The 13,054-nt window shown below is 72.0% G+C and carries 10 protein-coding genes; 5 read left to right on the top strand and 5 right to left on the bottom strand.

What is annotated here, in order from left to right; translation table 11 throughout:
* The 4 genes from VGP36_12975 to VGP36_12990 form a co-directional block, all read right to left on the bottom strand.
* Positions 1 to 1,094, bottom strand: a 1,094-nt coding sequence (locus VGP36_12975) for a sialidase family protein (protein HEV7655628.1), incomplete at its 3' end; no start/stop codon positions are given.
* 505 nt (positions 1,095 to 1,599) lie between these two features.
* A complete protein-coding gene (locus VGP36_12980) occupies positions 1,600 to 2,196 on the bottom strand; it encodes a DUF308 domain-containing protein (GenBank protein ID HEV7655629.1) in 597 nt (198 codons plus the stop codon).
* Between the two features lie 947 nt (positions 2,197 to 3,143).
* Entirely contained in the window at positions 3,144 to 4,055 is a 912-nt protein-coding gene (locus VGP36_12985; protein HEV7655630.1) for an alpha/beta hydrolase, read from the bottom strand.
* Between the two features lie 283 nt (positions 4,056 to 4,338).
* Positions 4,339 to 5,295 (bottom strand): MBL fold metallo-hydrolase, encoded by a 957-nt coding sequence (locus VGP36_12990; GenBank protein ID HEV7655631.1) that lies wholly within the window; start codon positions 5,293 to 5,295, stop codon positions 4,339 to 4,341.
* A gap of 262 nt (positions 5,296 to 5,557) precedes the next feature.
* On the opposite strand from VGP36_12990, the gene VGP36_12995 reads away from it, so the two are divergent.
* The 5 genes from VGP36_12995 (at position 5,558) to VGP36_13015 (ending at position 12,145) form a co-directional block, all read left to right on the top strand.
* Complete coding sequence (locus tag VGP36_12995) at positions 5,558 to 8,182, top strand: LuxR C-terminal-related transcriptional regulator (GenBank protein HEV7655632.1); 2,625 nt, start codon at positions 5,558 to 5,560, stop codon at positions 8,180 to 8,182.
* Positions 8,183 to 8,205: 23 nt separating this feature from the next.
* Positions 8,206 to 8,487: a hypothetical protein gene (locus VGP36_13000; protein HEV7655633.1), complete on the top strand. Its 282-nt coding sequence runs from the start codon at positions 8,206 to 8,208 to the stop codon at positions 8,485 to 8,487.
* Between the two features lie 417 nt (positions 8,488 to 8,904).
* Entirely contained in the window at positions 8,905 to 10,356 is a 1,452-nt protein-coding gene (locus VGP36_13005; protein HEV7655634.1) for an NAD(P)/FAD-dependent oxidoreductase, read from the top strand.
* Between the two features lie 350 nt (positions 10,357 to 10,706).
* Positions 10,707 to 10,910: a hypothetical protein gene (locus VGP36_13010; protein ID HEV7655635.1), complete on the top strand. Its 204-nt coding sequence runs from the start codon at positions 10,707 to 10,709 to the stop codon at positions 10,908 to 10,910.
* Between the two features lie 77 nt (positions 10,911 to 10,987).
* Positions 10,988 to 12,145, top strand: a complete 1,158-nt coding sequence (locus tag VGP36_13015; GenBank protein HEV7655636.1) for a cation:proton antiporter — start codon at positions 10,988 to 10,990, stop codon at positions 12,143 to 12,145.
* 48 nt (positions 12,146 to 12,193) lie between these two features.
* On the opposite strand, the gene VGP36_13020 is transcribed toward VGP36_13015, so the two are convergent.
* Complete coding sequence (locus VGP36_13020; GenBank protein ID HEV7655637.1) at positions 12,194 to 13,015, bottom strand: BTAD domain-containing putative transcriptional regulator; 822 nt, start codon at positions 13,013 to 13,015, stop codon at positions 12,194 to 12,196.
* Between the last annotated feature and the right edge of the window lie 39 nt (positions 13,016 to 13,054).

Below are 13,054 nucleotides of genomic sequence, written 5' to 3' on the forward strand. Positions count from 1 at the left end.
GCCGACCAGTGCCGCCCGTCGCGGGATGTGGACAGCGCGACCGTGTCGGGAGAGGCGGAGTCCCACGTCGCGTAGAGCCGCCCGGTCCGCGGATCGGCGGTCGCCGAGGGCAGGCAGCAGCGGATCCCGGCCGGCCCCTCCCCGGCGTCGTGGGTGATGGTGACCTCCGGGCTCCAGGTGGCGCCGCCGTCGTGTGACGTTCTGGCCGCCATCAGGTCGCCTACGGGTGCCGCCGCCGCGTCCGGGCGCTGCACCTCGGTCTCGGCACCGGTCTCGCGGGCCTCCGGACCCTCCCGCCCGCTGTCCGCGCCGAAGTTGAGGTAGGCGTCGGTGATGGTGCCATCGGGCTGGATCATCGGCTGGGAGTCCTGGGTGAACACGTCGGTGGCGGAGACGTTCACCGTCCGGCTCCAGTGCCGGCCCCGGTCGTCGGACCAGCGCAGCACCTGCGGCGACGCGAACGCGTTGCCCGCCTCGTCACCCAGGAATGGCGTCCAGAACTGGTAGAGCCGGCCCCGGTGCGGGCTGCGCGGCGACGTGTCGACGACCAGCCAGTTCTTGTCGTCCGACACGGCGCAGCTGGCGGAGAAGTGAGCGAGCACGGGCCGACCGAACGTCCGGCCCCCGTCGGTCGAGCGGGACACACCCACGGCGGTCGGACAACTATCCACCATGAACAGCAGGGTCGAGACGTAGACGGTCCCGTCCGGGCCGAACGCGGCGACCGGGTCCGAGACCCGGTCCCAGGTGCCGCCGAGCGCCTTGGTCAGGAACGGCATCGGCGCGTGATGCCAGCTCCGGCCGCCGTCGTGCGTCCAGGCGTAGGAGATGTCCACCGCGCCGCCGTCCGGGAAGCGACCGTCGTGGGCGACCGCGACCGCGATCCTGGGGTCGCGCGGTGACACCGCCACGTCCGGCTCGACGAGCGTGTCGGGCTCGGAGCCGGGCTGCGGCGCGATGTCCTGCCGGGCGATCTGGCCGACGTGCTCCACCGTCGTGCGGGACCCGGGTGACCCGTACGCCGGACTGCCGGCGAGCCCGGCGCCGACCACCAGCGCCACGGAACTCACCACGACGGCGATTCGCATCCGCACGTCAGCCTCCACACCGAGGGTCAACAGCGTTGACCCAGCATGCCAGCCCGGCCGAGCCTCCCGTACCGCCGAGGGAGTGGCCCGCGTTGCTCCGTGGGGCGTCACACCGGACCACCCGGAACTTCCGATCTCCCCGCGGACAGACACTGGCTGAGCTCGCCAAGACAAGGCGGGAGCGACGGTGACAGTCCGGCGTCCGCGACCGTGCCGGCCGAAGGCAACCCGGCACCCATCGCCCTTGGCGGAATGCCATGGGCACATAGACCGCGGAACATGTGGTCAGGGCGAGTTCGGTGAATGCTGCCGTCAGCCGGAGCGATGGTGTGACGTCGTGGCGAGTTCATAGTGGCCGCGACGGTGACTAGCGACGGTCCACTCAGACAAGCGCTGTTGCGTTAGGCGGACTGGGCGAGGCCGGCCCGGTGGGCGACGCGCTTACACCGCGGCCGCGAGCTCGGTGAAGGCGGTCGCGATGCGCAGATGGGCTGGGACGTCGAGTGCGAGGTCACTGGAGCGAACGGGCCTCGGCGTCCAGCTCCCGTCCGGCGCGGCGTACTGAGAAGGCCAGCATGATCTGGGTGAACCCGCGGATCAGGGCCATGAAGCCGACCCAGAACAAGATCAGGAACGCACGGTTGGCCAGGTCGAAGACGCGATCGGAGCTGGACACCCAGAAGGCGAGCAGGATCAGCAGGATGCCGGTGATCAGGCCGAGCCACCAGTATCGGTTCTCCTCCCGGGAGGCGACTGCACGGACGATCTCGAAGGCACCCGAGAAGATGAGGATCAGCCCGAGCACGGACGCCAGCGCGAAGAACGTGTTGATCGGGCGGATGAACGCCCACAGGCCGCCGAGCAGGAAGATCGCCGCCATCGCATAGTGCAGGATCTTCCAGGCGCTCGTGACCGCGCCGGCGAAGAACACCTCGTTCACGCCGGCGACGATGAACAGGACGCCGAGCAGGACGCCCACCGTGGCCAGCGACGTGACGTTCGCTCGCAGCACCACCCAGGCGATAACCAGCCAGGCGATCCCGGACACCACCAGGACCCACCAGTAGCGGGTGCCTTCCCGCAGAAGCACCCGTCCCTCGTCGAACATGATCCTCACCCCGACCTCACGAGCACCCAAATCGCCAATCGCGGCTTATCATGCACTGCTTCGCAAACGGCCACAATGACGAGACTCGTGAATCGACCTGGAGTGGGGCGTGCATCGGTCGCATGGTGACGTGGACGCCGTCGCGTTGACGGGTCAGGTCGCTCGGGATTGGAGTTCCTGCGGACCTTGCCAGGTGGTGGCGACCTCGGCCGGAGTGCGGTAGCCGAGGCCGGAGTGGGGACGGTCGTGGTGGCCCTCGACGTAGGTGTCGATCTCCCGTCTGGCTTGGTCGATGGATTCCCACTCGGCGCGCCAGGCGCAGCGTTCTTGAATTGGCCGAACCAGGACTCGATGAACGCCTGCGAGTCCGGATACAACTCCACGCCGCGCCAGGAGGTCCTCACCACATCAAGATCGTTCAGACCGTGTCGTCACACAACCAGCGTCCCCGGGCAGTACATCTGGTGGAAGGCGCGCAGAGGAGAGCACCGGATTTCCGGGGTGGTGTCGAGAGGCACTTCGCGGTGTCGCTCGTCTCGGATCGATCTCGTGAAACGATCCGCGGCGACGGGTCTCCGAGGCTACGCAGCGACAGTTCAGTGTCCACGATCAGAAGGAACCGGCGGATGGACGATCCCCGCGAATCCCGCGTCGGACCGGCCAGTACGACGCGTTCCTGTCGTACAGCCACAAGGTCGGTGGCCAGCTCGCGCCCGCTCTGCAGAGCGACATGGAGCATTTCCTAAGCCGTGGTATTCGGAGCCGTCCGCGCCGGGTCTTCCGGACGATTCCAATCTCGCCCCGAACGGTCGCAATCGCCGTCGGGACGCTGCGACGGGCCGCCCTGGAGACCGGTATCTGAAGGACGGCGGCGTCACCGTCAGGCGGTCAGCATCTCCTTGGCCAGGTCGTCGTCGCCGACGGCCAGGCAGAGCTCCTGTCGTTCGCTAGGCGTTGACGCGTTCTGTGCTGGCGAGATGCGCCGACAGGAGTTGTCCGGCTCTGTCCAGCGCCGCGGCCGCTTCGTCGAGGATCGGATAGAAGGTTTGGAAGACGTGCGGCACCCCAGGGGTGATGTCGAGGGTGACCTCGACGTCGGCGATGGCGGCCTGTCGCGCGAGGCGGACGGCGTCGTCGAGGAGAACCTCGTGAGTTCCGACCTGGATGATCAGGGGCGGCAGGCCGGACAGATCGGCGAATATCGGACTGATGAGGCCAAGAGCGGCGTCTTGTCCGGCCGTGTAGTCGGCGACTCGGGACTGGAGGTTCTTTCGGCTCATCAGCAGGTCGACCTCGCGCTTGGTCTCCATGGTCGTCCCGGCCAGGGTGAGGTCGGCATACGGTGACATGACGAAGGCCGCGGCTGGCAGGGGCAGCCCGTGATCGCGGGCGTTGACCAGGGTGGCGACGGCGAGCCCGCCGCCGGCGGACTCTCCCGCGAAGGCGATGTCCGCAGGGGCTGTGCCGTTTCGGAGGAGGGCCTCGTAGGCGGCAAGAGCGTCGTCGACCGCCGCCGGATACGGATGCTCGGGGGCGAGCCGGTAGTCGACGGAGATGACCTTGGCGTGCGTCCTGCGGCCGATCTGCGAGGCCAGGTCAGCGGCGGCGAAGGCGTCCCCCAGTACGTACACGCCGCCATGGAAGAACAGAACAACGTGGCGAGGCTCGATCCTGTCCACGGTGATCTCGGCCGTCGGGACGCCGCCCAGTGCGGCTGCGGTCACGGTCACGTCGGCGGGCAGCGGCTGCGCCGATGTCAGCTCTCGGAGCAGCCGGCGCTGCTCGCTCACGTCGATGTCGGCGGGGAAGGCTGACTGCCGCAGGATCCCATCGAGGATCTCTCGCTGCTCGGCGCTCACGGAGGAACTCCCTTCGGTTGGATTGGTGTGGCGGCGGCCCGGGCGGGCGCGCCCCTGTCGATCCACTGCTGACATCTCTGGCCGGGCGCTCAGACGATCGACGTGCCTGTGTCCCGGAGCAGGAGGGCCGAGGCCAAAGCCGGGAACGCCCAGCTGCCTGGGTATCGCACCCATCCAGGTCGCAGCGACAGGGCCGATCCCGACCCTTCCGGGTGAGGAACGGCGGCTCACCGTCAGGCTGGCCGCATCCCCCGGAGGGTCCGACCTGGGATCGATCCCGGACTCAGGGGTGGATCTGGATGCCGGCGCCGAGATCGAGACGCATCGACTCGAGGAGGGCGAGGGTGTTGCTGGCGGTGAAGACGTCGGCGGCGGCCAGTACCCCGGTGTACTTCTGGATGACCGGGGCGGCGGCCTGCTCGGTCACGGTGTCGAGGTAGGTCTTCACCCCGGCCCAGCTGTTCGTTCCGTACCTCACGAAGAACGGCGTCGGGTCGACCGTGGCCAGGGCGTCGCGCACGCTCTCGGTCATGTCGGCGAAGTACTGCCGGTGCACGACGACGTCGTCGCGGGTGCCGAGTCGGCCCATGTGGCCGCCGATGTAGTGCCGCCAGGGGTAGGACAGGGCGACGTCCGGGGCGTCCACGAAGCCGGGGATGTCGGTGGAGACGTTGATGTTGTAGATCGGGGCCCAGCCCGGGAGCACGACGTCGACCAGCATCAGCGTGTCGTGGTCGGGCAGGTGGATGAAAAGGTTGTCGGCGGCGTGGTTGGTGCCGCGCCAGGCCAGTTCGATCCGCTCGCCGCCGACCTGGAGGCTGTAGTGGTCGCCGAAGGTGACCTCCGGCGCCGGCCGGGTCGGGTCGTCGTAGCCCAGCAGCAGCCGCCGGGTCTCGGTGTGGCCGATGCGCACTACGTCCCGGCCGAACAGCGCCGAGGCGCCGAGGTGGTCGGCGTGGTGGTGGGAGTACACGAGGTGGGTGACCCGGTTGGACACCCCGTTCTCGGCGGCGACCTGGTCCACGGCCCGCTGCAGGTTGTGCCCGATGGTGGCCGGCGCGTCGAGCAGGACGACGCCGTCGGCGGTGGTGAGGAACGCCGATGTGTACACGCCGTCGGTGACCCAGTAGAGGTTCCGCTCCACCCGTCCGACGTAGAAGCCCTGGGCGTTGAGCGCGGGGCCGAGTGCCGACGGCGGGATCGGCGCGTAGTCGGGCAGCGGCGTGGGTGCTGATGTCACTGTGTGTCTCCCTGGGAGGCCGGGCCCGTCCTGCGGGCGTATGTCCTTTCGCGACGGGAGCCAGGCTCGGCCCGGGGATGGTGAGCCAACGTCACCGGATCCCGGTGATTCGTCGGTCGGGCGCCGGCGCGGGGCGCTCGACGATGTGTCGTTGACACTGTGCGCAGCGGCTGGTACGGAGGGGGCGGCGCTTCGGCTGGGCCGTCGGGCGCAGCACGCCACACGGATACCGAGCAGGCGTACCCGAGGCAGGCCCCCCGTGATGGTGGCTCCAGCGACGACCGGTCTGATCGACCGGGAGGATCTTCTCGCGGCCCTCGATCGGGCGGCGGCGAGCAAGGTGACGGTCATCTCGGCTCCGGCCGGGAGCGGGAAGACGTCCCTGCTGCGCGCCTGGGCCGACCGCCGGGGCTCGCTCGCCGTTGTTCAGGTGAACCGCGACGAGCACGACGCGCAGGCGTTCTGGGTGGCCGTGCTCGGGGCGGTCCGGCGGGCCGCGGCCCCGACCGGCCGCGCGGAACCGCCCGTGGCGACGCCCGAGTTCAACGCGCGCGCGATGGTCGACCGGGTGTGCTCGGAACTCGCCGACGCCGGCGGTGTCACGCTGGTCATCGACGATCTGCACGAGCTCAACTCGCCGGAGGCACTCGCGCAGCTCTCGGGGCTGCTGACCACCCTTCCGCCTGGCGTTCACGCGATCCTGGCCACCCGGCGGGATCTGCGACTGGGCCTGCATCGGCTTCGCCTCGCGGGCGAGCTGGCCGAGGTCCGGGCCGCGGATCTGCGCTTCACCGAACCCGAGACGCGTCGGCTGCTGGACGCCGCCGGGATCCGGCTGTCCGAGGCCGGCATCGCCGACCTGCAACAGCGAACGGAGGGGTGGGCCGCGGGACTCCGGCTCGCCGTGATCTCACTGCTCGGCCATCCCGACCCCGAGCGTTTCGTCGCGGCGTTCTCCGGCACCGACCGCACGGTCGCCGAGTACCTGCTCGCCGAGATGCTGGAACGCCAGTCGTACGAGGTGCAGCGGCTCCTGCTGCGGACCTCGCTGCTGGATCGGGTCAACGGCGAGCTGGCCGACCTGCTGACCGGTCGCCCCGGGAACGAGCGGATCCTGCTGAACCTGGAGGAGGCTAACGCGTTCGTCGTCTCCCTCGACCCGGACCGCACCTGGTTCCGCTACCACCACCTTGTCGGCGACTTCCTCCGGCTCGAGCTCCGCCGCACCTTGCCCGAAGAGGTGCCGACGCTGCACCGGCGGGCCGCCGGATGGTTCTCCGAGCACGGCCGGGTCGTGGACGCGATCCAGCACAGCCAGGCGGCCGGCGACTGGTCCACCGCAGCCCGGCTGCTCGCCGATCATTCGTTCGGCCTCACCCTGGACGGGCAGGCCCAGACCATTCAGGCGCTGCTGGAGGCCTTTCCGCCGGATGCGTGGACGGACTCCTCCGAACTGGCCGTGGCCCATGCCACGATCGATGTCGCACTCGGACGGCTGGACAAGGCGGCCGGCTACCTCACGGTCGCCGAGGCTCACATCGAGACGACGCCACCCGATCGCCGGCGCCGTCTGCGGGTCGCCGTCGCGTCGCTGAAGCTGTCCCTGGCCCGGCGGCGCGGGTCGGTCGCCGGCGTCCTGGAGCAGGTCGAGTTCCTGACCTCGCCGGTGACCGGGCAGCCCGAGGAGGACATCGGGCGCGACAGCGACCTGCGGGCCGTCGCGCTGATGAATCTGGGGACCATCGAGGCCTGGTCGCTGGCGACACCGGACGCTGAACGCCACCTCCTCGAGGGTGCGGCCCTCGCGCGGGAGAACGGCAGGCCGTACATCGAGGTCGCCTGCCTCGCGCAGCTCGGCTTCGCGTCGAAGATCCGCTCGTTCGCGACCACCCGGCGACGGTGCCAGGAGGCGCTGGCCCTTGCCGAGCGCTACGGCTGGGGCGCGGAGACCATCCTCGCCCCCGCGCTGCTCACGCTGGCCGGCGTCGCCACGTGGATGGGTGATTTCGACGACGGCGAGCGGTGGCTTCAGCACACCGCGCAGGCCCTCGGATCGGACACCGGTCCGGGCATCAGCCTGCTGCTGCACATCGGGACCGGGATGGTGCGGTCCGGCCGCGGCCGGCTCCCCGAGGCGCTCGAGGAGTTCGGTGCGGCCGAACGCCTGCGGTCGCAGCTGGTGGGATCGCACGCCCTGGCCAGCCAGGTGACCGGCTGGCTGCTGGCCACGCAGGCGCGCCTCGGCCTGACCGGCGAAGCGCGCGCCGCGCTGACAACGCTCGACGACGAGCGCGCGAGCTCCGGAGAGGTCCGGAATGCCCGGGCGGCGATCTCCTTGGCCGACGGCGATCCGGCGGCCGCTCTCGCCGTTGTCCGCGACGTGATCGAGGGCCGGGCGCCGGTCACCGGATACATCACGATCGTCGAGGCGCACCTGCTCGGCGGGCGGGCGCACCGGCAGCTCGGGAACCAGCGTGCGGCGAACCAGGCCGCCGAATCCGCGCTCTCCCTGGCGGAGCCTGACCGGGTGGTCCTGCCGTTCGTGATGACCGGCGCCGCCGAGCTCCTCGAGAGCCTGCCGCGGCACGAGACCGCCCATGCCGCGCTGCTGCGCGACATCCTCGACGCCGCGCACGGCGCATCCCTGCCGGCCGAGGACCACCCTTCCTCGGCGGTGGATGGACTCAGCCCGACCGAGCTGAAGGTGCTGCGCTATCTCCCGACGAACCTGTCCAGACCAGAGATCGCCGGCGAACTGTCCGTCTCGGTGAACACGGTCAACACCCACGTCCGCAACATCTACGCCAAGCTCCAGGCCCGCGACCGCTCGGCGGCGGTGGAGCGGGCTCGGCAGCTGGGGTTGCTCGGGGCCGGCCGGGCCCGCTGAGCTGTCCTCACCGGATCCTGGTGATGAGGATTCACCTGCCGGCGCTCGACCATCCCCGCATGGACCCAGGGCAGGCCCGGTACGCCGTCGAGGTCAACGGCCATCTCGGTGTCACGGCTCTGTCCGCCTTCCCGGCGATGGTGGCGCAGTGTCGAGGCCCGCGCACGGTGCTCGTTGGTCTGCTGGACCAGTCGGCGCTCTACGGCGTCGTCGCTCAGCTGGAGGCGCTCGGCCTCGAACTGCTCGAGATCCGCCGGCTCACACTGGACGGCGTCGCCGAACCGGATGACGGGTGCTTGCCGTGACGGTCACCCGCGACGACGGGCCCAGGCCGGGTCCGCCCGGGGCCGTCGAGGTCGGTGCGGATCTGCACCTCGCCCGGCGGTCTCCGGAATGGGTTGGTACGGCGATCAGCCGGTGATGGCGGGGTAGTCGCTGATGTCGTAGACGCCGACGGCCCGCCATGCCGCGTCCACCACGGCGGCGTGTTCGGCCCACGTACGGACGTGGCCGGACAGCGTCGCCGTCGCCGTCGGGCACGGTGATGCTCGGCGGGAGCGCGTCGTTCGCCACCGTGCCAGCGCCGGCGGTTGAGAAGCTCGCTACGCCGCCACCGTCGTCCCGATGGCGTCCGCCCTGTAGCGGCGCCCGGTCTCGCCGCACTCCCCGCGGTGAAAGCCGCTTTGACCGCCGTTGGAGCCGGTGCCGCCACCCTCCGGGACATGATTCGTACCCGTCCAGGAGAAGTGACGACCGGCGACAGCCGTGGTTCCGACCGCACCGTCACCGTACTGGGGGCCGGCGTCGCCGGCCTCGCCGCGGCCTTCGAGCTCGAGCAGCTCGGTTACCGGGTCGAGGTCCTGGAGGGCAGCGACCGCCTCGGCGGCCGGATCCACAGTCACCGCTTTGGTCCCGACCTCCTGGGCCCCGTCGCCGAGCTGGGGGCCATGCGGATCCCCGCCGGGCACCGCCACACGCTCGATTACGTGGCCCTGACCGGGCTGGCCGGCCAGCTGCGCACCTTCCCCGGCCTCCGGCCCGGAGCCGGCCCCGGCACCGGGCCGGAAGCCGATCCGGTGGCGGCGGCGCTCCGCGAGCTCCGGGCCGGCCTGCCCGCCGGTCGCTACCGGGACCGGACGCTCCGCTTCGCCGCCGAGCTGGTCGGGCTGGCCGACGCCGTCGCCCCGCTTTCGGTCCGGCGCCAGGTGCGCCACGACGCCCGCTCGGTCCTGCTCGACCGCCTCGACCGGCTCGACCTGCAGGCCCATCTGACCGCCACCGGCCAGCCGGACCTCCGGGCGTTCTTCACCGCGCACCCCCAGGTACGCGCCGCCTGCAGCGGGGACCTGCGCGGCTTCCTCGACGACCTGCTCACCGAGACCGGCGACGGCCTGCTGCGCATCCGCGGCGGCACCAGCCGGCTGGTCGAGCGCCTGGCCCGCCGCATCCAGGGCCCTGTCCTGACCGGCCGCGAGGTCGTCGGCATCCAGGTGCGTCCCGACGAGGTGCTGCTGCAGGTCCGCCGGCACGACCGGACGGTCCTGCGGCGCAGCCGGTACGTGGTCTGCACGATCCCGTTCCCGGTGCTGCGCCGGGTGCAGCTCACCGGCGTCAGCGCGGACAAGCGGGACGTCATCCAGCAGGTCCGGTACGTCTCCGCGACCAAGGTCGCCTTCCACTGCCGGGAGGCCTTCTGGTCCGGGGCCGGCATCACCGACGCTGCCGCCAGCACCGGCGGGCTGCTGCGGCAGACCTACTACCCGGCGGTCGACGGCGACCCCGCGCTCGGCGCCGTGCTGCTGGCCAGCTACACGCTCGGCGACGAGGCCGAGGCCCTCGGCCGGATGCCCGCCGCCGCGAGGCACGCGGCGGTCCTCGGCGAGCTCGCCGAGATCCATCCGGAGCTGCGCCGGCCCGGCATGGTCCTCGGCGCCGCGAGCGTCGCCTGGGACCAGCACCGCTGGACCGGCGGCGGCTGCACCGTCCGCTGGGGACAGGACGCCGCGTCGGCGGAGGAGGAGCGCAGCCGTGCGGCCCAGCCGGAGCGCGGCCTCTTCTTCGCCGGCGAGCACTGCTCCGGGAACCCGGCGTGGATCGACGGCGCGATCGGGTCCGCTCGGGACGCGGTCGCCGAGCTCGTCGGCCGCGACCGCGGGCGCGCGATGGCCGCTTGAGTGCTACCGCCCCGGCGGCGCCGCGAGGACGGTCTCCAGCCGGTCGAACATCCGGTTCTCGGTGAGCAGCTGGCCGGTCGGCCGGCAGAGGTGGGCCACGTCTCGGCCGCGATGAAGCGGACCAAGGCGGCCCGGCCGGGGACCATCGCGGCGAGCTGCCGGGACCGGCCGGGCCAGAACTGCTCGGCGTCCGGGTCGGTGATCAGCAGGGGGGTGCGGATGGACGCCGTCCCGGCCGCACCCCGATCGCGGAATGGCGCTGGCGGCGGGCCGGAAGCGCGTATCGTCCACGACATAGGGCAACGGTGTCGTCTCACGGCCGCTGGCCGGATTCCGGATGGGTGGTCGGAATGGTGTACGGCGCGCCGGATCTCCCGGACCGCGGTCGCGGCCACCGGAACGCGCCCGCGAACGCAGCCGGGTCGTTCCTCGCCGCGCTGGCGACCGCCACCGGCGCGCTCAACCTCGCGATCGGCGCCTGCATCGGCATGATCATGGCGGGGGTGAGTCACAGCGCCGCCCGGGTCCTGGACGAGCCGCCGTCCGGCTACTGACCGGTGCGCTCCGCGCCGCAGTGGCCGGTCGGCGCCGGGGACGGCCGGACGCTGGCCCCGAGGGGGGTGGCCCGCGGGTGAGGGCCGCCCTGGACACCCTCTTCGCCGTCGCGCTGGTGGCGGCGATCGCCCCGCTGCTGGTCGATCTGCTGCCCGGCCCGCGGCTGCCCCAGGTGGTGGTGCTGCTGGCCGGCGGCGCCGTCATCGGGCCCCAGGCGCTCGGGGTGGGGGATCCGGGCAGCATCGATCTGCTGTCCAACCTGGGCCTCGGCTTCCTCTTCCTGCTCACCGGCTACGAGCTGGACCTGCGGCTGTTCCGGGAGCGCCGGGGCCGGCTGGCGATCGCCGGGTGGCTGGTCAGTGTCGTGCTCGCCGCCGGCCTGATCGGCGTGCTGAAGTTCGTCGGTGAGGTCCAGGCGGTGGTGCCGCTGTCGCTCGCCCTCGCCACCACCGCGCTCGGCACGCTGCTGCCGATCCTGCGCGACCACGGCCTCCTGGACGGCCCGTTCGGCCGCAACGTGGTCGCGGCCGGCGCGGTCGGCGAACTGTTCCCCGTCATCGCGATCGCCGTGTTCCTCGGCGCGAGCACCGAGTTCACCGCCCTGCTGTCACTGACCGGGTTGGGTGTGCTCGGGATGCTGCTCTCCCTGCTCCCGCGGGTGGTCCGCGGCAACCGGCTGGGCGGGATCATCGCCGCCGGCCAGCACGCCACCTCGCAGACCCTGTTGCGGTGGACGATGGTCCTGCTGCTGCTCCTGCTCGTCGTGGCGACCGACGCCGGGCTGGACGCCGTCCTCGGCGCCTTCATGGCCGGGATAGTGCTGCGGCGGTGGGCACCCGCCGACGCCCCGGCGCTGGCCGACAAGCTGGACGCGCTGGGCTACGGCTTCTTCATCCCGATCTTCTTCATCTCCTCCGGGATGACCCTCGACCTGCGGGCGATCGCGGCCGCGCCGGCGCGGGTGGTGGTGTTCGTCCTGCTGCTGCTGGCGGTGCGCGGGCTGCCGTCGATGCTCGTCTACCGCACCGAGCTGCCGCGCCGGGAGCGGGTCCAGATGACCCTGGTCACCGCGACCTCGCTGCCGCTGCTGGTCGCGCTGGCGACGATCGGGCTGCGCAACGGCACGGTCCGGTCGGACAACGCGGCCGCGCTCGTCGGCGCCGGCGCGATCTCGGTGCTCCTCTTCCCCACGATCGCCGTGGCGCTGGCCCGGCGGCCGGTGCCGCCGGCCTGACCGCGCCGGGACCGGCTCGCGCCGGGCCGGACGGGTCGCGCGGCCCCGTCACGGGTCGGTCGCCACCCGGGCGCCGGGCGGCCCGGAGGCCTGGGTGTCCCCGGCGGAGCCGTTCGGGCGCAGCAGCTCCAGGTACGCCGCTTCCAGCTCCGGCGAGGGGTCGACGCCGAGCTCGTCGGCGAGCAGCACGCGGAACCGGCCGTACGCCCGCAGTGCCTCCCCGCGGTCGCCGGCGGCGGCGTGCGCGCGGACCAGCCTGAGGTGGGCGGAGTCGTGGAACGGCTCCAGTGCGACGGCGTACTCGGCCGGGAGGACGGCCCGGGCCGCCTCGCCGACGGCCACCAGGCTGTCGCTGGCCACCTCCAGCGCGGCCACGTGGACCCGGGTGAATCGCCCCCGCAGCCGGTCGATCCACACCGCCTCCTGACCGGGCAGGAAGGACCGGGCGGCCACCGCCCGAGCGGTCTCGGCCCGCGCCCCCGCCGCCACCGGGTCGCCGGCGGCCAGCAGCCGACGACCCGCGGCCACGTCGTTCTCGGCCGCCTCCACGTCGACGACCGTCCCCGGCGGCAGCACCAGCTGGTAGCTCCCGGCCCGGCCGGTCAGTGTCTCGGCGCCCGGCAGCCCGGTCGCGGTCAACGCGGTCCGGATGAGGCTGATCACCACCCGCAGCGCCGGCTGCCAGCTCGACGGCAGATCGTCGCCCCACAGGACGCCGGCCAGCTCCTCCCGGGTGATGATCCGATCCCGCTCGACGACGAGGTAGGCGAACAGCACCCGCCCGCGTCGGCCGCCCAACGCGTCCTCATCAAGCGTTCGTCCCCAGGCGTCGACGTGCATCCGACCGGCGAGCGCCACCCGCACGTCCATGGCCACCGCTTCCGAAGCTTGCCCTTTGTCGCATACTCG

The sequence above is a fragment of the Mycobacteriales bacterium genome (assembly GCA_035995165.1).
Taxonomy (GTDB): Bacteria; Actinomycetota; Actinomycetes; order Mycobacteriales; family CADCTP01; genus CADCTP01.